Raw genomic sequence first — 22,786 nt, 5'->3', positions numbered from 1 at the left:
CACCATCTATAGGCAGGACTTATGCGAAGGATTGTATATCGGTCTTGGACGCTATGGATCAATCGGCAGAAAATCAATCCCACACAGCAAGCCAACCCCTGAAAGGAGTGACACCATGCAACAGTCCCACGCCTACAACGACACCAGCCTGGCCCTGACCACCCGCGTTCTCGACGCCAAGGCACGCAAGGATCTGTCGTGGCAGGATCTGGCCGACGGCACCGGCCTGAGCCTGGCGTACGTCACCGCTGCCCTGCTCGGCCAGCACCCGCTGCCGGAAAATGCCGCCCAAGTGGTTGGCGACAAACTGGAACTGAGCGTTGAAGACGTCGCGGCAATGCAGATCATCCCGCTGCGTGGCAGCCTCAGCGGCGTGCCGACCGACCCGACCATCTACCGCTTCCACGAGATGATTCAGATCTACGGCACCACGCTCAAAGCGCTGGTTCACGAGCAGTTCGGCGACGGCATCATCAGCGCGATCAACTTCAAACTCGACATCAAGAAAGTCGAAGACCCAGAAGGCGGCTCCCGCGCCGTGGTCACCCTCGACGGCAAGTTCCTGCCCCTGCGTCCGTTCTGATCCGCACCGGCCCGCACCCTGCGTGCGGGCCAACCCACCTCAAATGGCTACCCGTCACCCAACACATCTGGAGGCTGCCCCATGCAAAAAATTCTGTTGATTCTGGCCCTGCTCGGCGGTTTCTCCGTCCAGACATTCGCCGCTGACGAAGCCGTCGCCTACCACTACGGCATGCAGTTGGATATCGCCCAAGTGCTGAGCATTACCCCGGTTGCCGATGTGTGTGGCGTGGTGCCGGTAGCCATGACGTATCTGGACAGCCACGGCGACCAACACATTCTTCAATACAGCGAATTCGGCAGCGGTTGCTCGAACTAAGAGGACAACACCATGAAAAACCTGATTGATGGCTTTCTGAAATTCCAGAACGAAGCGTTCCCGCAACGCACCGAACTGTTCAAACACCTGGCGACCACGCAACAGCCCGGCACGTTGTTCATCACCTGTTCCGACAGCCGTGTCGTGCCGGAACTGCTGACCCAACAAGAGCCCGGCGAGCTGTTTGTGATCCGCAACGCCGGCAACATCGTGCCGTCTTACAGTCCGCACCCGGGCGGGGTGTCGGCGACGGTGGAATATGCGGTGGCGGTGCTCGGGGTGACCGACATTGTGATCTGCGGGCACTCGGACTGCGGTGCGATGACCGCGATTGCCCAGTGCAAATGCATGGATCACCTGCCCGCCGTCAGTGGCTGGCTGCAGCATGCCGAATCGGCAAAAGTGGTCAACGAAGCGCGGCCGCATGCCAATGACGCGGCGAAGTTGAGTTCGATGGTGCGTGAGAACGTGATCGCGCAATTGGCGAACATTCAGACCCATCCGAGCGTGCGTCTGGCGCAGGAGAAAGGCCTGCTGAATCTGCATGGCTGGGTGTATGACATCGAGACCGGCTCGATCGATGCGCTGTCCTCGGACCGCCGCACGTTTGTGCCGCTGGCCGAACAACCGGCGACTTGCGCGGTTCATGCGCAAAGCACGCACGCTGCCTGAGCAACTGATCGTTCCCACGTTCTGCGTGGGAATGCCTCAAGGGACGCTCTGCGTCCAGTGACGCGGAGCGTCACGGGCTGCGTTCCCACGCTGGAGCGTGGGAACGATCATTGCCCGCCAGGTCAACGTTTTACCGTGAGATCGATCTGGCTCATCCGGCTGCGCACAGTGAACACGCCATCCCCCGAAAGAATCGCACTGCGCGCAAACAAGCGCCCGCTCTCCCAGTTCGAAAGCCCCAACTCCGGCTTGTTCAGCGCGTACTGCCCATCGACCCAACGAGTAATGCCATTACCCACGAACGGCGCATTGACCGCGTGGTAAAAACGCTCTTGTGCGACGGCATCCTCGCTGATCAACGACACGGTAAATTGCGGGCTGTAACGGTTGAACAGCGCAATCGCCTGGTCCAGATCGTCGACGATCATCAGGCTGACTTCCGGGGTTTCTTCCCATTCCCACTCGCGGCCCAACGCCGATTCCGCCAAGGGTTCGGCCAGTGCTTCGGTCTGATAACCCCCGGCGCGATAGACCTCGACTGTTGCGTTCTGCCACTCGCTCGGCAGGTAACTTTCGCTACCTTCGACAATGTGCAACTTGCAACCCTGGCCACGCGCGGTGCCGGCCTGTTGCAGTGCATCGAGAAACAACGGCACCAGCTCAGCCACGCGATCACGCTGGATCAGGCACACGTTGAGGGTGTTGCAGACTTTGCGGTCCAACGAGTTACGCACTACCGCGGCAAAGCGTTGAGCATCGGCATCACGATCAGCCACCAACCACGCGCCGCCGGTGCCATGCAGACTGACGGCGGTGCCGGCCTGCTGGGCAATGCTGCCCAACTGACTGACCGCACGACCCGAACCGCGGGCAACCGCCAGCGACAAACGCCGATCGGCGAACATCGCCCAACCGGCCGCATGATTGACGCTTTCCACCAGCGACACCGCACCGGCCGGCAGACCAGCGTCAGCCAGTGCCGGGTTCAAGGCATGAGTGACGATGGCTTGCGCGGTGCCCAATGCATCACTGCCGATTCGCAGTACGGCAGTGTTGCCGGTGCGCAAGACACCGGCCGCGTCGGCGAACACGTTCGGCCGCCCCTCGAAGACAAACGCTACGATGCCCAATGGCGAGACAACCTGTTCAACCTTCCAGCCGTCATGTTCGACGCTGCTGATGACTTTGCCACGCGTTGCCGCCGCATCACGCCAGGCACGCAGGCCGGCGATCATGTCGGCACGCATGCGCTCATCGGCAAGCAAGCGCGTGGTGGAACGGCCGCGCGCCTTGGCCCGCTCGATGTCGGCGAGATTGGCAGATTCGATCTGCGCCCAGCACTCGGGGGTTTCCAGTCGTTGCGCGAACCGATCAAAAAACTGGCTGATCGCCGCATCAGCGACTGCCGATAGCGCCGTGAATGCCGCTGCCGCACGTTCGATCGCCACAGACGCCGCTTGCTGATCGGCCACGGGGATCAGCAGTAACTCGCCACTGACCTGCTCCACCAGCAGATGGTCACCGGGCTGAAAGCGCGCAGCCAGTTCGGGGCTGACCACGGTGACGCGGTTGCCAGCGAAAGGGATCGGCGTGCCAGCGACTAGACGTTCGAGCGCGAGAGACATGAAACGGATTCACCATGCAGGGAGCGGCCGGAAAATGTAGCGGATTACTCGATGAAATACACCTCTGCAAACACTAAAGAAACCTGTGGGAGCTGGCTTGCCAGCGATAGCGGTGGTTCAGGCAAATTTATGGTGACTGACAGGACCTCATCGCTGGCAAGCCAGCTCCCACAGGGTTTTGTTTGGCGGATCGGGTCAGAACACCGACCAGCCAATCCGCGAGCTAAGCATCTCCAGCGCCGCCATCCCCGCCAGCGAATTACCGGCCGCATTCAATTCCGGCGACCACACGCATACCGTGAACTGCCCCGGCACCACCGCGACAATCCCGCCACCGACGCCGCTCTTGCCCGGCAAACCGACGCGATAGGCGAAGTTGCCCGCCTCGTCATACAGCCCGCTGGTGGCCATGATCGAATTGACCTGCTGGGTCTGGCGCCGGGTGAGGATCTGTTCGCCGCTGTGTTTGCAGAACCCGTCATTGGCGAGAAAGCAGAACGCCCGCGCCAGATCAATGCAGCTCATGCGCAGCGCACAGTGGCTGAAGTAGCTGCGCAACACCGCTTCGACGTCGTTGTGGAAGTTGCCGAACGATTGCATCAGGTAGGCCATCGCCGCATTGCGCGCACGGTGCTGATATTCGGAATCAGCGACTTTGCCGTCGATCATGATCTGCGGATTGCCCGACAGGCGTCGGACAAAGTCGCGCATCGACAGGGTCGGCGCGGCGAAGCGTGACTGGTTGATGTCGCAAATCACCAGCGCACCAGCGTTGATGAACGGGTTGCGTGGGCGACCACGTTCAAACTCCAGTTGCACCAGCGAATTGAACGGCTGGCCGGACGGTTCATGGCCGAGGCGTTCCCAGATCGCTTCGCCGGAATGTTCAATAGCCTGCACCAGGCTGAATACCTTGGAAATACTCTGCACCGAGAACAGCGTCTCGGCGTCGCCGGCGCAGTGCATTTCGCCGTCGTTGCCGTATACGGCGATGCCCAATTGGTCGGCCGGCACGGTGCCGAGGGCAGGAATGTAGTCAGCCACCTTGCCCTGCCCGATCAACGGGCGGACAGCGTCAAGGATCTCGTTCAACAGCGCTTGCATGCCGGGTTCCGAAGTCTCGCCCCGTGGGATTGCGGGGACACTGGGGCTAGACGCTGCGCCCGCCCGTCGAATCACACCGGCCGGCATCGCGCAGAATGTTCTAGGCTCAACCGCACATTCAAAACGGGAGAGCAACCATGCATCTCGAAGGCTCCTGCCATTGCGGCGAGGTCTCGTTCAGCCTTACCAGCGCCCACCCCTACCCTTATCAACGCTGCTATTGCTCGATCTGCCGCAAGACCCAGGGCGGTGGCGGTTATGCAATCAACCTCGGCGGCGACGCGACCAGCCTCAAGGTTCGCGGGCGCAAACACATCAGCATCTACCACGCGAAGATGAAAGACGACGGCGACAAACGCGCCCATCGCAGCAGCGCCGAACGGCACTTCTGCTCACTGTGCGGCAGCGGCTTGTGGCTGTTCAGCCCGGAGTGGCCGGAGCTGATCCACCCGTTCGCCTCGGCCATCGACACCGCATTGCCGGTGCCACCGGAACACACGCATTTGATGCTGGGTTCGAAAGCAAGCTGGGTCGAAGTCGAGGCCAAACCGAAAGACCAACAGTTCGACGTCTACCCCGAAGAATCCATCGCCCAATGGCATGAACGCCTTGGTTTGACCCGATAAATCCAGGCAAACATAAATCCCTGTGGGAGTGAGCCTGCTCGCGAAGAGGCCGGCGCAGGCAACGGCATTCAATCCAGATGCGCCCAGGTCATCCGGAACGACGCCCCACCCCAAGGCGAATCGCCCACCTCAACCTGCCCGCCATGGGATTGCGACACTCGCCGCACCAACGCCAGGCCCAAACCAAACCCGCCGGTACGGCGATCGCGGCTCGCATCCAGCCGCGAGAACGGTTCAAAGATCTTCTCGCGCCCGTCCACCGGCACCCCCGGCCCGTCATCGTTGACGCGTACTTCGTAGTAATCGCCGTTGCGCACCAACGTCACTTCGACCCGCTGCTCGGCGTAGCGAATCGCGTTGCGCAACAGGTTGATCACCGCGCGCGCCATGAAGCGCGGTTCGATGCGCACCGTGTCGAGCCGGCAATCACCCATGAGCAATTGCACGCCCGCCGCTTCCGCCTCCAGCGCAACGCTGCCCACCACGCTGTCCAGCCAATTGGCGGCTTGAATGTTCTCGCGTTTGATCACCGTTGCACCGCGTTCAAGGCTGGCGTAGGTCAGCAGTTCGGAAACCATCTCCTCCAGCTCGCCAAGGTCGGCGTACATGTCGGCGATCAGTTCGCGGTTCTGACTGGCGTCCGGTTGCTGCCTGAGTTGGTCGAGTTCAAACGACAGCCGCGCAATCGGCGTGCGCAGCTCGTGGGACACGGCATTGGTCAGTTCACGCTGATTGGCGATCAGCCCCTCGATCCGCGCCGCCATCAGGTTGAAGTGTTCTGCCAGATCACGAATGTTCGAGCGCTTCGATAGCTGAATGCGCGCCGCCAGATCGTTATCGCCAAAACGCTCGGCGGCCATGCGCAGTTTCTCCAGATCACGCCAGTGCGGGCGCACCCAGAAGAACAGGACGATGCCAATCAGCACCGCCAACATCACGTAGGCCCCCGCGATGTAAAACGGCATCAGGCTCGGCTCCGGCGGCAGCTTGATGCTGAGCAACTGCGAACCGCCGTCGATGTTGCTGATGAACTGCGTGTAGTCGTCGCGGATCACCAGCAGATTCTGCGCCAGTTGGGCCTTTTCCTCAGGGTTGAGGGCCAGTTGATCGGCCTCGACCAGACTCAGCGACAGGCCATAATGCGCACGCAAACTCTCCAGCTGTCGCTCACGATCCGCCCCCTGCCGGCCCTGCAAGTGATCGACCAGCGACCACGCCTGACCGCGCACGGCCTCACGGTTGTAAGCCTGCATCTGATTGTCGAGCAATGCGTTAAAGGTGTGTTCGACGGTTTGCAGTGCCAGCACCAGCCCCACCGTCATTACCAGAAACAGCCCGAGAAATAACCGCAGCATCTACAGCTCCCACGCGAACGGATTGAACAGATATCCCTTGCCCCAAACCGTCTTGATACACACGGGTTCGCGGGGGTTGTCCTTGAGTTTGTTGCGCAATTTGCTGATGTACACATCAACGCTGCGGTTGAGCCCGTCGAAGGCAATCCCGCGCATGCGGTTGAGGATGTCATCGCGCGAAAGAATCTTGCCCGCGGCGCTGGCCAGCAACCACAACAGCTCGAATTCCATGGTGGTCATTTCGATGATTTCCCCGGCCAGGCGCACTTCGCGACAGCTGCGATCAATGCTCAAGTGGCCGAACTCCATGAAACTGACCACGCTGCTGTCCGGCACTTGCCGTCGTTGCAGGGCACGCAACCGGGCCAACAGCACCGGCGGTTTGATTGGTTTGATCACGTAATCATCGGCGCCGGATTCCAGCCCGAGGATATGGTCGAGGTCATCTTCCTTGGCCGTCAGGATGACGATCGGCGTGTCCGACACGCTACGGATTTCACGGCACACCTGCAGACCGCTCTGCCCCGGCAACATCAGGTCGAGCACCACGACTTTGGGTTTGAATTCCAGAAACGCCGCCACCGCCAGATCGCCGCGAAGCACCGTGCGCACCTCGTAGCCGTGTTGTTCAAGAAAATGCGCGATCAACGCGGCGAGACGCTCATCGTCTTCCACCAGCAGGACTTTGCCAAAACCCAGGTTATCCATAACGACCATCTGCCAGCCTGTGAAGTGGTCGGCATTATGGCGGCAATCGCCGGTTCGGCGTTTGCTTCAGGCAGCAAAAACCGGCCACTGGGGCCGGTTTTCGGTGATGTTTCATACTCTTAAGAGTTTTTAACAATCTTATGCAGGGACGCCGCTGTGGAAGCGGAATTCTTCGTCCGGCGATTCGATCAGTTCTTGTTCGGCGGCGCGGACTTTCTCGATGACTTGCGCAATATCCTTGGCGTCGCCGTACTGATACGCCAGTTTCAAATAACCCTGAAAATGCCGCGCCTCGCTTTTCAGCAGGCCAAAATAGAACTTGCCGAGTTCCTCGTCCAGATGCGGCACCAGCGCTTCGAAACGCTCGCAACTGCGTGCTTCGATAAACGCGCCGACCACCAGCGTATCGACCAGTTTCACCGGTTCATGGCTGCGCACCACCTTGCGCAAGCCCGAGGCGTAACGACCGGCATGCAGTTGGCGCAGCTCGATCTTGCGCCGTTTCATGATGCGCATGACCTGCTCGTGGTGCACCAGTTCTTCCCGGGCCAGACGCGACATCATGTTGATCAGGTCGACGTGGGAATGGTACTTGGCAATCAGGCTCAGGGCGGTGCTGGCGGCCTTGAACTCGCAGTTCTTGTGGTCGATCAGCAGGGTTTCCTGATCGGCCAGTGCAGCCTGAACCCAGGCGTCGGGGGTGCGGCAGCCAAGGAATTCGTGGATTTCGGGAAGGATCATGGGGCTCACGGTAAAAGGTGTTCGAGCGAAGGGCGCCGATTATACCGGCCTGCCCGCAGACCACCAGCCACCCGCGTTGATATGCATCAAGTCGCAGCCTGATGCGCAGCAACTATAGTTGTGCAACGCCGTGCCTTTTCTTTGCTGGAGACTCCGCTCATGCAAGCCATTCGCAGCATTCTGGTGGTCATCGAACCCGAACATTCGGAAAGCCTGGCGCTCAAGCGCGCCAAGTTGATCGCCGGCGTGACCCAGGCCCATCTGCACCTGCTGGTGTGCGACAAGAAGCACGATCACGCCGGCATGCTCGGCGTGCTAAAAGCCGCGTTGCTGGCCGACGGTTACAGCGTGACCACCGAGCAGGCGTGGAACGACAGCCTGCACGAAACCATCATCGATGTGCAGCAGGCCGAGGGCTGCGGGCTGGTGATCAAACAGCATTTCCCCGACAGCTCGTTGAAAAAAGCCCTGCTGACCCCGGCCGACTGGAAACTCCTGCGCCACTGCCCTACTCCGGTGCTGCTGGTCAAAACTTCAGGGTCGTGGAAGGACAAGGTGATTCTGGCGGCGGTGGATGTCGGCAATGCCGATGGCGAGCACCGGCATCTGCACACGACGATCATTGATCATGGTTATGACATTGCCAGCCTGGCCAAGGCGCATCTGCATGTGATCGCTGCGCATCCATCGCCGATGCTGTCGGCGGCGGATCCGACGCTGCAACTGAGCGAAACCATCGAGGCGCGCTATCGCGAGCAATGCAAGGCGTTTCAGGCGGAATTCGATGTCGATGATGAGCACCTGCACATCGAGGAAGGCCCGGCGGACGTGTTGATCCCGTTCATGGCGCACAAGCTGCAAGCGGCGGTGACCGTGATTGGCACGGTGGCGCGGACCGGGTTGTCAGGCGCGTTGATCGGCAATACGGCTGAAGTGGTTTTGGATGAACTGGAGAGTGATGTGCTGGTGCTCAAGCCGCAGGAGGTGGAGGATCATCTGGTGGAGTTGGCGGTGAAACACTGAGACTTGTGCTGTATTTGACGGCCCCTTCGCGAGCAAGCTCGCTCCCACATTTGGAATGCATTCCCCTGTGGGAGCGAGCTTGCTCGCGAAGCTTTCAAGCGCCGAAGGCGTCTTTCAAAAATCCCGGGGCGATATAGCGCTGGTAGTGCGCTTCCGACAGCAGGAAAAATTCCCGATCAATGGCATCGCGCAATTCCGGCAGGTTCCAGTCGCGAAACTCCGGCAGCAATACCATGCCGTACGCTTCCAGATTAATGATCACCCGCGCACCGCGCGCAATCAGCTGATACGCCCAGCAATATTCCGACTGATGCGGCACGAAGCGGATCTTGCGCTGTTCGAGCTGCTCGCGCAGGCGCGCCGAATCGAAAATCTCGACCTTGCCCGCCATCACTTGTGACAGCAATTGCTCAAGACGCAACCACACCGCGCGCTTTTCTTCCTCGTTGTAACCATTCCAGTGGATCACTTCGTGGTGGAAACGCTTGCAGCCACGGCACACCAGATCACCGTAAACAGTGGAGCAGAGGCCGACGCAGGGAGTCTTGATGGTCTGATTGGGCATAAGATAGGCAAAACACTGAAACGCGGAACAGGTCAGCATGTTAGCCCTTTGTCGGGCATTGATCACCCCTCAAACATCAGGGGCAACGTCTGGCGCAGCGTTCCACCCGCGCACAGACAACGCCACCAAAGTCCAATAGAGCCCGACTTACCTTTAAATTTTTTTTGCCGTAGAATCAGCCAGCCTTTTAAGGCGCCAATGTCCGTTAGAAGCTGTTTTCAAAGCGTCACGAGCACAGTCGTTCCTTCAGAGCGGTGTTGGCGAGGGGTTTTTCCAGCGGGGAAAAATCCAGCGCCAACCCTCATCAGCTCCCCGTTCTGCAGGCGTAAAACTTTGAAAGCAGCTTCTGTAAGGAATTGCCGGTAATTCTGGCCGAACGACCCACAACGTCGTGAGGAGCATGAGTACGGCAATTTCGGGATGAGCGTCCCGGACACCCATTTGGGACCACTGATGAGGGTAATAACTGTGCTTGAAGCCTACCGCAAACATATCGAAGAGCGTGCAGCCCTGGGTATTGTTCCCCAGCCGCTTAACGCCGAACAAACCGCAGGCCTGGTCGAGCTGCTGAAGAACCCTCCGGCTGGCGAAGAAGAATTCCTCGTTGACCTGATCACCAATCGCATTCCACCAGGCGTGGACGAAGCGGCCTATGTAAAAGCCGGCTTCCTGTCTGCACTGGCCAAGGGCGAAGTCTCCTCCCCTCTGCTCGACAAAAAGCGCGCTGTAGAACTGCTCGGCACCATGCAGGGCGGCTACAACATCGTCACTCTGGTTGACCTGCTGGACGACGCCGAGCTGGCGCCAGTCGCTGCCGCGCAACTGAAGCACACCCTGCTGATGTTCGATGCGTTCCACGACGTCGCGGAAAAAGCCAAGAACGGTAACGTTCACGCTAAAGCCGTGCTGCAATCCTGGGCTGACGGCGAGTGGTTCAAAAACCGTCCGACCCTGGCCGACAAGATCAGCCTGCGCGTATTCAAGGTTACCGGCGAAACCAACACCGACGACCTCTCCCCTGCTCCTGATGCCTGGTCGCGTCCAGACATCCCGCTGCACGCCCTGGCCATGCTGAAAATGGCCCGTGACGGCATCGTTCCTGACCAGCAGGGCGCCATCGGCCCGATGAAGCAGATCGAAGAAATGCGCGGCCAAGGCTTCCCGATCGCCTACGTCGGTGACGTGGTCGGTACCGGTTCGTCGCGTAAATCCGCTACCAACTCGGTACTGTGGTTCTTCGGCGACGACGTTCCTTACGTGCCGAACAAGCGCGCTGGCGGTTTCTGCTTCGGCAGCAAAATCGCTCCGATCTTCTACAACACCATGGAAGATGCCGGCGCACTGCCAATCGAGTTCGACGTTTCCAACATGAACATGGGCGACGTGATCGACCTGTACCCGCATGCTGGCAAAGTCTGCAAACACGGCACCGACGAAGTCCTGACCACCTTCGAAATGAAGACCCCGGTGCTGTTGGACGAAGTCCGCGCCGGCGGCCGTATCCCGCTGATCATCGGCCGTGGCCTGACCGAGAAGGCTCGCGCCGAGCTGGGTCTGCCTGCATTCGACCTGTTCAAAAAACCTGATGCACCGATCGAAAGCACCAAGGGTTACACCCTGGCGCAGAAAATGGTCGGCAAGGCTTGCGGTCTGGCAGAAGGCAAAGGCATCCGTCCTGGCACCTACTGCGAACCGAAAATGACCACCGTCGGTTCTCAGGACACCACCGGTCCAATGACCCGTGACGAACTGAAAGACCTGGCGTGCCTGGGCTTCTCCGCTGATCTGGTAATGCAGTCGTTCTGCCACACCGCGGCCTATCCAAAGCCGATCGACGTGACTACCCACCACACCCTGCCTGACTTCATCATGACCCGCGGCGGCGTTTCCCTGCGTCCGGGCGACGGCATCATCCACTCGTGGCTGAACCGCATGCTGCTGCCAGACACCGTCGGTACCGGTGGTGACTCGCACACCCGTTTCCCGATGGGCATTTCGTTCCCGGCCGGTTCCGGTCTGGTTGCGTTTGCCGCTGCCACCGGCGTTATGCCGCTGGACATGCCGGAATCGATCCTGGTGCGTTTCAAAGGCAAAATGAAACCTGGCATCACCCTGCGTGACCTGGTTCATGCCATTCCGTACTTCGCTATCCAGAACGGTCTGCTGACCGTCGAGAAGAAAGGCAAGAAAAACGCCTTCTCCGGCCGCATCCTGGAAATCGAAGGTCTGGAAGGTCTGACCCTGGAGCAGGCGTTCGAACTGTCCGACGCCTCGGCCGAACGTTCGGCTGCCGGTTGCACCATCAAACTGTCGAAAGAGTCGATCACCGAGTACCTGAACTCCAACATCACCCTGCTGCGCTGGATGATCGGCGAAGGCTACGGCGATGCGCGTACCCTGGAACGTCGTGCTCAAGCGATGGAAGCCTGGGTTGCCAACCCGGAACTGATGGAAGCCGATGCCGACGCCGAATACGCCGAAATCATCGAAATCGATCTGGCCGACATCAGCGAGCCGGTACTGTGCGCGCCGAACGATCCGGACGACGCCCGTCTGCTGTCCAGCGTTGCTGGCGAGAAGATCGACGAAGTGTTCATCGGTTCGTGCATGACCAACATCGGTCACTTCCGTGCTGCCGGTAAACTGCTGGATCAGGTCAAGGGTCAGCTGCCAACCCGTCTGTGGCTGTCGCCGCCGACCAAAATGGACGCTCACCAACTGACCGAAGAAGGCTACTACGGCATCTACGGCAAGGCTGGCGCGCGCATGGAAATGCCAGGCTGCTCGCTGTGCATGGGTAACCAGGCACGTGTAGAGCCGAACGCCACTGTTGTGTCGACCTCGACCCGTAACTTCCCGAACCGTCTGGGCGACGGCGCGAACGTCTACCTGGCTTCGGCCGAGCTGGCGTCCGTGGCTTCGATCCTGGGTCGCCTGCCGACCGTCGAGGAGTACATGGAATACGCTGGCAAGATCGACAGCATGGCGGCCGATATCTACCGCTACCTGTCCTTCGACCAGATTGCCGAGTTCCGTGAAGCTGCTGCGAACGCCAACATCCCGGTCGTTCAAGCCTAACGCTGCAACGCAATGAAAAACGCCGCCCATCGTGAGATGAGCGGCGTTTTTTTATGCCTGATAGAGAGTGGTTGTCTGTTTGGGCCTCATCGCTGGCAAGCCAGCTCCCACAGGGTTCTAGGGTGTGTTGAAGACAGTCGACTTCACCCGGCCCCCTGTGGGAGCTGGCTTGCCAGCGATGGCGGTGTGTCAGTCAATGACATTGTTGATGATCCACCGCTTTCGCGAGCAAGCTCAGCTCCTACAAGGGCAAAAAGGGCAAAAAAAAACCGCTGTGCCTGGGCGGCACAGCGGTTTTATTGATGGAGCCAGGGTTACATCGTCAGTTTGTAAACCAGTGCCGAAATCGCTACCAGACCCACTGCCGTGACAAACACGTTCGACGCCTGACCACGATAACGGGCCATCGCCGGAATCTTGCGAATCGCGTACATCGGCATCAGGAACAGAATCGCCGCGATCACCGGGCCGCCGACGGTTTCGATCATGCCGAGAATGCTCGGGTTCAGGGTCGCGATGATCCAGCAGATCACCAGCATGAACGCCGCCACGATGCGATCCAGTGCCTTGGCACTCGGACGCTTGCCGCTCTTCACGATCAAGCCTTTCAGGCCTTCACTGGCACCGATGTAGTGACCGAGGAACGATTTCGAGATCGCCACGAACGCAATCAACGGTGCGGCGAATTCGATGGTCGGATTGTTGAAGTGGTTGGCCAGGTACGACAGGATCGACAGATTCTGTTCCTTGGCTTCAGCCAGTTGCGCCGGCGACAGCGTCAGGACGCAACTGAAGACGAAGAACAGCACCATCAGCACCATCAGCGCATGGGCGCGGAACAGGATCTGCGAGCTGCGCTCATCGGCATGCACGCCGTACTGTCGCTTCTGATCCACCGCGAACGCCGAAATGATTGGCGAGTGGTTGAACGAGAACACCATCACCGGAATCGCCAGCCACAACGTGTGCAGCAGTGCCGACGGTGGTGGCACCTGCGAAACGGTGGTCAGGATGCCGCCGCTCCAGTGTGGAATCAGGTAAACCGCCAGAAACAGCAGCGCAACGATAAACGGATACACCATCAGGCTCATCGCCTTGACGATCGCCTCTTGGCCGCAACGCACCACAGCCAGCAAACCAAGAATCAGCACGAACGACAGCAGCGCACGAGGCGGTGGGGTGATGTGCAATTGATGCTCAAGGAAACTGGCGACCGTGTTGGTCAGGCCAACGCTGTAGATCAGCAGGATCGGGAAGATCGCGAAGAAGTACAGCAGCGTGATCAGCGCCCCGGCCTTGATGCCGAAATGCTGTTCGACCACTTCAGTGATGTCGGCGCCTTCGCGACCGGACAGCACGAAACGGGTCAGACCACGGTGGGCGTAGAACGTCATCGGGAACGCCAACAGCGCGAGAACGACCAGCGGCCAGAAGCCACCCAAGCCTGCGTTGATCGGCAAATACAGGGTGCCGGCGCCAATGGCCGTCCCGAACAACCCCAACATCCAGGTGGTGTCCTGGCGATTCCAGCTCGAAAGTTCAGCGGGTGCTGCTGCATCAAAGCGCTCTTCGACGCTATTGGCCTGATCATTCATCCGGTCGGATCTCCGCATTCCGGTCACTTGCCACTCGGTCAGAACGCGTCGGAAAAAACCGACAGACATGCTCCGGCCGAAACAGGGGCGCGATTCTCCGCGATAAATGAGCAGAAGCAAAGACTTAGCTGAGGAATGGTTGTGCGGAGCAGATCAGCGGGGTGTCGTTTTTGGGAAAATTGCCGTCGGCTGTAGATACGTACAATGTCGTTTTTCGACAGCCTCCAGCGTCGAACATGCCGGATAAACCAGATCAGACCAATCGCCCCAACATGAACCCCAATGACATGCAAAAGATGCCCAAAACCAATAACCCGACGATTGGAAGCATTTCGCCTTTGTGTCTGATACGCATTTTTTCAACGCACTCGTCGTACTCTCGATCTTGTCGTTCAATCATGGCCTGGCGGTCAAATGTGCTCATGGTGATTTCCTTTTTTGATCATGGGTCGGAATGTTGCCAAGCGCGAACACTCAAAACTTGACTGAAAGCCCTACTACAGCCGCTGTTGCGGTTAACACCCCAGCCACTACCGCTACTGGATAAAAATATGTCTCCCACGTGAGCTTTTTTTCTTCCGCCAAAAGCTTTTTCCTTTCAGCCGCAAGTTTGAGTATTTCACTCATCAACCTTTCGAGTTCGAGGTGTTCTCGATTATTTTGAAGCATTTGCCTTCCTTGGCTGCTGGCAGTGACTGCCCGGGCTGCTTTGTGCCCATATGATTTCGTGTTCGCCGCCGTTCCGATAGCGGATGGCTCTGCCAAATGCGTAGGCAAAATCCGCGAGTTTCGTAGGTAGCCTCATACAAAAACAGTAGCGAGGTCATCACCCCATACTTTCAATTTGGTTGATATGTTCTAGCGTGAATGAGCCCCCTCGCCCCCCGGAGTCTCCACCCATGCCCCTCGTTCGCGTCGACATCAAACAAAACACCGACCCCACCTTCGCCAAACGCATCGGTGAGCAGATCTATTGCGCCCTGCGCAGTTGTATCGATGTGCCGGAGCACGACAACTTCCAGATCCTCACCGAGCACGATAGCCAGCACTTCGTCTACGACCCGCAGTATCTGGGAATCCAGCGCAGCGATGACGTGGTGTTCATTCAGATCACCATCAGCGAAGGGCGCTCGGTAGAGAAAAAACAGTTGCTGTTCAAAACCATCGCCGAAAGCCTGCACACCCAACTGGCGGTGCGCCTGGAGGACGTCTTCATCAATCTGGTGGAGGTGAAAAAAGAGAACTGGTCATTCGGTAACGGCATTGCGCAATACGTCACTTGAGCGGGTAATTGACAGCCTGGCATCGGTGCCAGCATGATCGGCCCCATGAACCTTCGCGCGCTGCAACTCACCCGCACCACCACGACCGCCACCGGCGGGTCGTGGTGTTTGTGCGTGAGGTAAGCCCAGCGCAGCAAACCCAAGGCCCCGCCAGCAATGGACGGGGCCTTGTTGTTTCTCCCGTCCGTGCGGCATCTGCAGCACTCAAGGAGAAGCACCATGCCCGCAGCACTGTTGATCATCGATATGCAGGTCGGCCTGTTCCATGGCCCGGAAAAGGCCTGCGACGGCGAACGGATCCTCGCCAACATTCAACGCCTGATCGCACAGGCCCGGCAACAACAGGTACCGATCTTCGCAGTACGCCACACCGGCCCGGAAGGTTCACCGATTGCCGCTGGCAGCCCGTTCTGGCAATTGCTGCCAGCGCTTGAACTGGACGCTGAAATCGACACCCTGTTCAACAAATCCCGCCCCAATGCTTTCCACGGCACCGAACTGGCACACCAGCTCAAATCCAGAAAAATCGAGAATCTCTACATCGTCGGCATGAAGACTCAGTTCTGCATCGACAGCACTTGTCGCGCAGCTGTCGACCTGGGTTTCAAAGCGTTGCTGGTGGCCGACGCCCACACCTGCATGGACACTCCCGCACTGTCGGCTCAGGCGATCATCGAGCACCATAACGCGACCCTCGGCGGTGCCTTCGCAAGACTGATCGACAGCGCCGATATCAGCTTCTGACGAAGCGCCCATGCATGCCCCGCTTGAGCTCCTACACTGGCTGAAGCGGCGCCGCGACGAGCCTTGCCAAACCGCTCTGGAATCAGCACTCTGACACGACTTTCGCGACCGACACGCCATTGATCACAGGAGCCGCGCAATGCCCGCCACCGTTCTGGTACTGGTTGAAACCATCAATGATTATCTGCCGATTCTCGAGCATCAGGGCTTTCACCTGATCCTCGCACCGACGCCGGCCGAACGGGCACAAGCCATCGCCAGCCACGGCAGCCGTATCGATGCGGTGCTGACCCGCGGCCCGCTGGGCCTGACCGCCGACGAAATCGCCGCCCTGCCCGCGCTGAAAATCATTACCGTCATCGGCGCCGGCTACGAACAGGTCGACCTGCAAGCCGCCAGCGATCGCGGGATCATCGTGACCAACGGCGCCGGGGTCAATGCCTCGTCAGTGGCCGACCATGCGATGGCCATGTTGTTGGCATTGGTGCGCGATATTCCACGCTGTGACGCGGCGGTACGCCGTGGCGAATGGCCAAAGATCATGCGCCCTTCGCTGGCCGGCAAACGCTTGGGCATTCTCGGCCTCGGCGCGGTGGGCATGGCGATTGCCAAACGGGCGAACCTCGGTTTCGATATGCAGATCAGCTATCACAGCCGCCAGTTGCGCACTGATGTGCCCTACGCGTTCTGCTCGACACCGACCGATCTGGCACGGGCCTCAGACTTTCTGATCGTCGCCACGCCCGGCGGCATCGGTACACAGCATCTGGTCACGCGCGCGGTGCTCGATGCGCTCGGGCCGAAAGGTTTTATCGTCAATATTGCGCGCGCCAGTGTGATCGCGACGGCAGATCTGATCACGGCGCTGGAACAACGGCGCATTGCCGGCGCCGCACTGGACGTGTTCGACCACGAACCGCAAGTGCCCGATGCCCTGAAGACGCTGAGCAACGTGCTGCTCACCCCGCACGTTGCCGGTCTGTCACCGGAAGCGACTCAAGGCACGGTCGAGTTGGTGGGGAAAAATCTCGTGGCGTTTTTCTCCGGGCAACCGGTGCTGACGCCCATCGCGTTGCCGCCCAAACGCAACAACCAGCGCGTGCACTAAAGCACGCCGAGCAACGTCCACAACCGTCGCGACTCGGCATCGGCCGAGATCAACTCACCGAGCAATTCACTCAACGGCTTGTTACCCCACTCGACCCCGCGCCGGATCAGGTACGGCACCGGGCTGTGCGGTTCGGTGCGGGCCAGGTATTCGGCGATCAGCAATAACTGCCGATAGGCTTCTTCACGGCTGGCCGGTTCGCGAAACACCTGCGCGACCGGCGCCGGTTGCTCAGCCGGCGCCACGGCGACAGCGGCTTCGACCACGGGCGCAGGCGGCGCCGGTTGTTGTGGGTGCATGGCAATGAACTCCTGAACCAGTGTCAGCAGCGCTTGAAGGGTGTCCTGCAATGGCCGCAATCCCGGGCCCTGATCGCCCAGATAGGCCTCGCTCCAGCGGTCGAGTCGTTGCAGGTGTTGCAGGCTCAACAGCAGATTGCCTTGGTTGCGCAGCCAGAATGCCAACGGCGTGGCGCGGATCTGATCGTTGAGTTTCTTCTGTTCGTTGCGCGCGGTTTCCGCCGAGGTCTTGGCGTTCTTGCTGTCGTTGGCCTGCACCTGTTGAATCTGCAGGCGGCGCCAGACTTCCAGCGTATAAGCCTCGAAATCACTGTTGCGCGTGCCGAACAGCGGCACCCGCGTGAGCAATATTTCACTGTAGCGCCGCACCAGCCATTCCAGTGGAATCACCCGCCATGACTGATCGCCCTCCTCGGCTTGCGGGTGCAAGTGCTCGGGAAAGCGCTCACACAAACCGGCAATCAGCGCCAGACTGCCGGGCAAGCCATCCAGCGCCTGCAAGTGCAACCAGGCCTCGCCGAGCCAGGCACTGAGCATCAAGTCCTTGCTGCGCTCCAGCAGTAACGTGGTGGTGAGTTTCTCCACGTCCGGCCAGTTCGCCCGCTTCAGCGTCGACTGCCAGACCCCGGTCGGCAGGCTCGCATCGTCTTCGCGGCGCAGGTCGCGCAATTGGTCGAACTCGCGCTCATAACGCAGATCGACGCCACACGGCGCGTCCGCGCTGATGGGCTCGAGCAATTGATCAATCAGATCTGCTAACGGGATCGATGGCAGGCTCACAGATTCTCCTTCGGCGATTCAATGGCGGCCGTGGCAGCGGTGGACTGAAACGGTGAGCGCGGCGCGCGAGTCGGCAACGGGGTAATCGACAGCGGCAACTTCGAGCCCTGGCTCATCAGCGACACGCGCACGAACATCCGCGTGAATTCGCTGGTGACGCTGTCGGTCGCTGCGGTGACCGGCAAACGCAAGGTCAGCGGAAAATCGGTGTAATCCATGCTCGGCTGGCGCTGCACCGAGAAATGCGCGCGCATCATCCGCAGCAATGACCACGGCCCGCCGTACTCCCAACCGGCTTCGAGATCGCGCACCACCAGGTTCGGTTGCTGCGGATCATTGACCGGGCGTTCCTTGCCATTGCGCGCCCAGCGCAAGGTCAGCCGTATTGGCTGACCGACCATCCAGCGCAGGTTCGGTTGCTCGGCTGCCGGGTAGTTGATTTGTTGATTGCCGGCGAGCAAGCCCCAGGCAATCACTTGATCGGCGCCTTTCTCGTCATCGCGATCGGTGCGCCAGCGCACGTCCAGCTCGACGCCGAGGATGCCACTCTTGTCGCGCACGAACAGTGGCGTCAGCCATGTGCTGGCCTGCTTCAAGCGGTTGAGGAAATCCGCCGCGGCCAAGCGTTCCGGGGTCTGGTTTGTGGCGAGGCCGGCCTGCGCGACCGGCAGTTTTTTGTCGATCAGTTGTAGAAAATATTCAACCCGCGCCGGATCGGCATCCTGCATCTGCACGCCGTTGGCGAACGGAAAGCGATCCGCCAGATATTGATTGAAGTAGTTGGCCAGCTCATTCCACGCCGCTGCCGCCTGCTGCACTTGCAGCATCTGGCAACGCTGCGTGGCCTCCTGCTGCAACTCGATCGCGCGCATCGCCAAGGTGCCACGGCCGCCAGCGACGTTGGCGGTCTGCAACATTTGCAGGCAGGAATTGACGTCCATTTCGACGAAGTCGCGGCTGACCAATTGCTCGATCTGTGCCGGTGAACTGGCCGGGTTGGCCTCCTTGTATTTGCGCAACTCGTCGTTAAGCGCGCTGAACTGCGTCACGCGTTCGTAATCCAGTGCCGAAAGATTGGCTTGCTGCGTCGTCAACCACTGCAAGGAGGACGTGCGCCGTTCCGTGATGCCGAGCATGGTGTTGAACTGCTGCTTGAGGCTCAGTTTCAGGTCCTGCACGTCGCTGGCGCCGAACAATTGCAGACCGAGGTTTTTCCCGCCGTCCCACTGGCTTATTTCAGCACGGCCGCCGAACAGCGGTTGTGCGGTGATCTCATCCAGCCCGCCGGTAATCTGCGCCATGGCGCGGCGGTTGAGCGCTGTTTGCAGGCGCGTGGCGAGGTCCGCGCGGTGTACCTCGACAAAAGCTTTTTGCAGGGCCATGGCTTGCTCGGCCTGTACGTTGAACACGGCGTAAGGCTGCGCCTGGTCATTGTGATCCTTGAGGCTTAACCACATCGCCTGGGCGGCCGCGCGCTCGGCGGTTTTCAGCAGTGCCACGCGATAGTCGGGCGGAATCCGTGGCAGCTCTTCAGCGATGTAGCTGTTGTAGTCGGCGAAATACTTCAACGATTCATTGAGGTCATCACCGTCCACCGTCTGACCTTGCATATTGATGTTGTCTTCGCTAGCCCGCAGGGCGACCGACACGAAGTCATGTTTGAACAGCGCCTGTATCGCGTTATCCAGCTTGACCACTTGCTCCTGCAAGGCCAGTTGCCCGCTGACCTGCTGCACCAGCAAGTTGTCCCGCGAACCGATCTGGGCGATCCATTGATCGCGAAAACTCTGCTGCAGCCGGGACGCTTGTGTATCGAGATCTTGTTGGACCTGCGTGCCCAGCAACGTACTCTTGCCCACCTTGCCGAGAAAGTCGCGATAACCCGGCACCAGTTCCTGGCCCTTGCCACGGCCCCATGTCGAATTGGTCAGGGCAATCGCCGCTTGCAGATCGTCGACCAGTGCTGTCAGGTCTTCGAGCTCCCGCAGGCTGTTGCCATTGCCCGATTGCAGTTGATCCAGGTGCAGTTTGAGATAGCCAGCCTTGCTGACAAAGTTGTCGGCGAGAAAATACTGATCCAGCCAGCGCTGCATCAATCCGGAAAAGTTGCTCACGATCAGCGGGCGGTCGACACTCAGATCAAGCGCCGGCAAGTTGCCGTCCTGCCCCGCGACGAGCAGTCGATTGTAAAACGCCGCGTAAGGCAAAGTGCCCGTGTTGAGGTTCAGCGACAGCGCGTTGTTGCCCAGTTGCACCAAGTCGTCCAGCGGTGCGCGCGGGTTGTTTTGCAGCTGATTGAACCACTGGTTCTGTTGCTCCAGACGCAATGCGCGCTCCACCAGATCATTCGCCTTCAGGTAGTTCTGCCACTGCGCCGGGTCATCACTTTCGACACTGCTGCGCCGATCAGTGCTGCGGATCGTCTTGAGCTGCGCCAGTTCGGCGCTCAGCAGGTCGTGCAACGGCACCACCATATGGCGCTCAGTGGACTGCAACACTTGCTGCTCCAGTTGATTGTCAAGCGAGGAAAACCACGACGTCGGGAACACCAGCGAGACATAGTTCCAGTGCGGGGCACGTTCCAGTACTCGCCAGAAGGTCTGCACGTTGCGCCGGGTCGAGTCGAGCCGCTGCGCCTCATCACTGATTGCCACGTAGCCCTTCTGCGCGCCCTGCATCTGCCGCGCCAGTTCATGGGCATCCTTGACCGACGCGTGCCAGACCCACAGCATCGCCACTGCCCAGACCACCCCCACGACCAGCGCGACGCCGGCGGTAAGACGTTGCCAACGCTGACGCAGACGCAACAGGCGCGGCACGCCGTGTGCCAGACCCCGCTCGCCGACCAGCCGCTGGCGCCACAACTGCCGGGCAAACGCGCTGCGCTGCAGGCCGCTGTCGTCCACGGAAAACCCGTCTTGCGCGTCTTCCCCGGCGACATTGGCAGTGAAATACACACCGCGAAAACACGGTGCTTCGCCTTGAGCATTGCCTTGAAACACCGGCTCCAGCACGTTCTGCAAACCGCGCCGCAACGTCTCCAGACGATCCGGCAAGGCATACAGATCGGCACTCAACTGCCCGGACAATGTGCCAATTTCGATCACCGCTTCAGCCACTGCCCGGTGCAGACGATCCACCGCCTGATCGCTCCACTGGCCTTGCCAGAGGGCATCGCGCGGATAGGGCGATGACCAGCCTAGCGTGGCTTCGCGGGCCTCTTGCGGCAAGGCGCTGATCAGATCCTGAAAGCCCGGCAATTCTTCAAGTCCGCTGACCACCACATACACCGGGACGCTGAGCCCAAAGCGTTGCAGCAGGTCGATGAAGCGCCGGCGCGCGGCGACGCCCAACTGAGTCGCCTGTTCAAGATTGCTCAGGCGATTGACCGGCACGGTCCAGATCACCGCGTCCAGCGGCCGTTTGCTGCGCAGCCGCAGGATCAATCCCAGCAACCGCCACCAACTGCCGCGTTGCAAATGCATGCCGTCGTCCGGCAGAAACAGCGCTTGCGGCACGACCAGCACCGCGCCCTCGGGGTCCGACCACCAACGCCCGAACCACGCCGGTCTGTCGGTCGGTTGCAGGCGCCATTCCGTGACCAGTTGCGTGCCCTGGACTTCGTCGCCGAGCATCAGCAGCCAAGGCAACTGATAGCGACCGAGATTGCCCTGGTCGCGCTCCATGTGGCGCACGGAGGCATAGAAGCTGCGGATCGCCGCGCCACTCTGGGTGCGTAACCACCACACGGCCACAGCGATGATTGCCAGCAATAACAGCAGGGCAACGACCCACGCAACGATCGTCAGCGCGCTCATGAGTCTTGCTCCGGCGCACTCAATACGTCGCTGCTTTGCAGTACCGGCGCCAGCTCCTGGCCGATGTCCCGCCATAACCAATGCCCGAGCGCGGTCAGCAACAGCAACATTGCCAGAATACCCAGCGCCAGCCGAAAGCCATCCGGCAACGCCGTGCGCACCGGCAATTGCAGCGGCGTGGCCAGCGAGGGCTGCACCAGACGCTGGCTGACATCGGCGTAACTGGCCTCTTCCTGCCAGGCGAAATTGAACAGTGCCAACCGCCACTTGGCCAATTGCGCCTGACTGTGCTCGCCGCGCAAACGCCCGTGAAAACCAAGAATCAGGCACTGCAAATACACGTTGGCCAGATCGCGGGTGGTCGGTTGTTGCTCATCGAGCAGGGTTTGAATCGCCGCCGGCACTTGCTCACCAGCCTGACGACTGGAATACAGACGCGACTCCAGCGGCTTGCCCTGCCACGCTGCTTGCCCGGGCCACGGGGTAAACAGCAGGGTTTCATCGACCAGGGCGACGAACGCATAGACCAGCGCCTTGACCTGATCGGTCGCCGAATCACCGACCCGCGAATACGCCGTGCGCCACAATCGCTGCGACGCCTGGGTCGACAGTTCGACCACGGTCTCGACCAGCGCCGCTTCGTCCTCGCTTTCCTTGGGCAACTGCACCCAATCCTGCTGCCATTGTTGCCACGTCTGGCGGAACGCGCTGCTCAACGGTGCGTCCTGCAACCCAAGGCCTGCGGCACTTCCTTGCGACAT

General features: G+C 60.0%; 21 protein-coding genes. 9 read left to right on the top strand and 12 right to left on the bottom strand.

Annotation, left to right across the window (positions count from 1 at the left end):
* The first annotated feature begins 115 nt into the window (after positions 1-115).
* The 3 genes from cynS (at position 116) to WA225_RS08090 (ending at position 1,573) form a co-directional block, all read left to right on the top strand.
* Positions 116-583 (top strand): cyanase, encoded by a 468-nt coding sequence (gene cynS / locus WA225_RS08100; RefSeq protein ID WP_129392419.1) that lies wholly within the window; start codon positions 116-118, stop codon positions 581-583.
* Between the two features lie 81 nt (positions 584-664).
* Positions 665-901: a DUF2790 domain-containing protein gene (locus tag WA225_RS08095; protein WP_422607534.1), complete on the top strand. Its 237-nt coding sequence runs from the start codon at positions 665-667 to the stop codon at positions 899-901.
* A gap of 12 nt (positions 902-913) precedes the next feature.
* Positions 914-1,573, top strand: a complete 660-nt coding sequence (locus WA225_RS08090) for a carbonic anhydrase (RefSeq protein WP_422607533.1) — start codon at positions 914-916, stop codon at positions 1,571-1,573.
* Between the two features lie 122 nt (positions 1,574-1,695).
* Here the strand turns inward: WA225_RS08090 and WA225_RS08085 are convergent, their stop codons facing one another.
* Positions 1,696-3,198: an aldehyde dehydrogenase family protein gene (locus WA225_RS08085; protein WP_422607532.1), complete on the bottom strand. Its 1,503-nt coding sequence runs from the start codon at positions 3,196-3,198 to the stop codon at positions 1,696-1,698.
* A gap of 195 nt (positions 3,199-3,393) precedes the next feature.
* Positions 3,394-4,302, bottom strand: coding sequence for a glutaminase B (gene glsB / locus WA225_RS08080; RefSeq protein ID WP_422607531.1), 909 nt, complete (start codon positions 4,300-4,302; stop codon positions 3,394-3,396).
* 137 nt (positions 4,303-4,439) lie between these two features.
* Between glsB and WA225_RS08075 the strand changes: the two genes are divergently transcribed.
* Entirely contained in the window at positions 4,440-4,928 is a 489-nt protein-coding gene (locus WA225_RS08075; RefSeq protein ID WP_422607530.1) for a GFA family protein, read from the top strand.
* Positions 4,929-4,996: 68 nt separating this feature from the next.
* Here WA225_RS08075 and WA225_RS08070 read toward each other — a convergent pair whose 3' ends face one another.
* The 3 genes from WA225_RS08070 to WA225_RS08060 form a co-directional block, all read right to left on the bottom strand.
* Positions 4,997-6,283: an ATP-binding protein gene (locus tag WA225_RS08070; protein ID WP_422607529.1), complete on the bottom strand. Its 1,287-nt coding sequence runs from the start codon at positions 6,281-6,283 to the stop codon at positions 4,997-4,999.
* A complete protein-coding gene (locus WA225_RS08065) occupies positions 6,284-6,991 on the bottom strand; it encodes a response regulator (RefSeq protein WP_422607629.1) in 708 nt (235 codons plus the stop codon). It lies immediately after the preceding gene.
* 138 nt (positions 6,992-7,129) lie between these two features.
* Positions 7,130-7,732 (bottom strand): tRNA-(ms[2]io[6]A)-hydroxylase, encoded by a 603-nt coding sequence (locus WA225_RS08060; protein ID WP_201238922.1) that lies wholly within the window; start codon positions 7,730-7,732, stop codon positions 7,130-7,132.
* 159 nt (positions 7,733-7,891) lie between these two features.
* On the opposite strand from WA225_RS08060, the gene WA225_RS08055 reads away from it, so the two are divergent.
* Positions 7,892-8,755, top strand: coding sequence for a universal stress protein (locus WA225_RS08055; protein ID WP_422607528.1), 864 nt, complete (start codon positions 7,892-7,894; stop codon positions 8,753-8,755).
* A gap of 94 nt (positions 8,756-8,849) precedes the next feature.
* On the opposite strand, the gene WA225_RS08050 is transcribed toward WA225_RS08055, so the two are convergent.
* Entirely contained in the window at positions 8,850-9,320 is a 471-nt protein-coding gene (locus WA225_RS08050; protein ID WP_038366489.1) for a DUF1289 domain-containing protein, read from the bottom strand.
* 468 nt (positions 9,321-9,788) lie between these two features.
* On the opposite strand from WA225_RS08050, the gene acnB reads away from it, so the two are divergent.
* Positions 9,789-12,398 carry a bifunctional aconitate hydratase 2/2-methylisocitrate dehydratase gene (gene acnB, locus WA225_RS08045; RefSeq protein WP_045123299.1) on the top strand — a complete coding sequence of 870 codons (2,610 nt, stop codon included), beginning with the start codon at positions 9,789-9,791 and terminating at the stop codon, positions 12,396-12,398.
* A gap of 314 nt (positions 12,399-12,712) precedes the next feature.
* Here the strand turns inward: acnB and WA225_RS08040 are convergent, their stop codons facing one another.
* The 3 genes from WA225_RS08040 to WA225_RS08030 all read right to left on the bottom strand — a co-directional run bounded on the left by WA225_RS08040 (position 12,713) and on the right by WA225_RS08030 (position 14,662).
* Positions 12,713-13,993, bottom strand: a complete 1,281-nt coding sequence (locus WA225_RS08040; RefSeq protein WP_422607628.1) for a serine/threonine transporter — start codon at positions 13,991-13,993, stop codon at positions 12,713-12,715.
* A 253-nt stretch (positions 13,994-14,246) separates the two neighbouring features.
* Complete coding sequence (locus WA225_RS08035) at positions 14,247-14,417, bottom strand: hypothetical protein (RefSeq protein WP_422607527.1); 171 nt, start codon at positions 14,415-14,417, stop codon at positions 14,247-14,249.
* Between the two features lie 50 nt (positions 14,418-14,467).
* Positions 14,468-14,662 (bottom strand): hypothetical protein, encoded by a 195-nt coding sequence (locus tag WA225_RS08030; RefSeq protein WP_422607526.1) that lies wholly within the window; start codon positions 14,660-14,662, stop codon positions 14,468-14,470.
* A 230-nt stretch (positions 14,663-14,892) separates the two neighbouring features.
* On the opposite strand from WA225_RS08030, the gene WA225_RS08025 reads away from it, so the two are divergent.
* From WA225_RS08025 to WA225_RS08015, 3 genes are all read left to right on the top strand, one after another.
* A complete protein-coding gene (locus tag WA225_RS08025) occupies positions 14,893-15,276 on the top strand; it encodes a tautomerase family protein (protein ID WP_422607525.1) in 384 nt (127 codons plus the stop codon).
* A gap of 219 nt (positions 15,277-15,495) precedes the next feature.
* On the top strand, positions 15,496-16,020 hold the full coding sequence (locus WA225_RS08020) for a cysteine hydrolase family protein (protein ID WP_422607524.1): 525 nt from the start codon (positions 15,496-15,498) through the stop codon (positions 16,018-16,020).
* A gap of 139 nt (positions 16,021-16,159) precedes the next feature.
* Positions 16,160-17,128 (top strand): 2-hydroxyacid dehydrogenase, encoded by a 969-nt coding sequence (locus tag WA225_RS08015; RefSeq protein WP_422607523.1) that lies wholly within the window; start codon positions 16,160-16,162, stop codon positions 17,126-17,128.
* Here WA225_RS08015 and tssA read toward each other — a convergent pair.
* From tssA to WA225_RS08000, 3 genes are read right to left on the bottom strand one after another with little or no spacing between them, the layout of a single operon-like run.
* Positions 17,125-18,207 (bottom strand): type VI secretion system protein TssA, encoded by a 1,083-nt coding sequence (gene tssA, locus WA225_RS08010; RefSeq protein ID WP_422607522.1) that lies wholly within the window; start codon positions 18,205-18,207, stop codon positions 17,125-17,127. The two genes, WA225_RS08015 and tssA, sit on opposite strands and share 4 nt — an antisense overlap.
* Positions 18,204-22,025 carry a type VI secretion system protein gene (locus WA225_RS08005; RefSeq protein WP_422607521.1) on the bottom strand — a complete coding sequence of 1,274 codons (3,822 nt, stop codon included), beginning with the start codon at positions 22,023-22,025 and terminating at the stop codon, positions 18,204-18,206. Before WA225_RS08005 ends, tssA begins: the two co-directional genes overlap by 4 nt.
* On the bottom strand, positions 22,022-22,786 hold the full coding sequence (locus WA225_RS08000; protein ID WP_422607520.1) for a DotU/TssL family secretion system protein: 765 nt from the start codon (positions 22,784-22,786) through the stop codon (positions 22,022-22,024). Before WA225_RS08000 ends, WA225_RS08005 begins: the two co-directional genes overlap by 4 nt.

It is taken from the genome of Pseudomonas sp., from assembly GCF_049300855.1.
GTDB lineage: Bacteria > Pseudomonadota > Gammaproteobacteria > Pseudomonadales > Pseudomonadaceae > Aquipseudomonas.
This window is presented reverse-complemented; position numbering and strand designations above follow the sequence as displayed.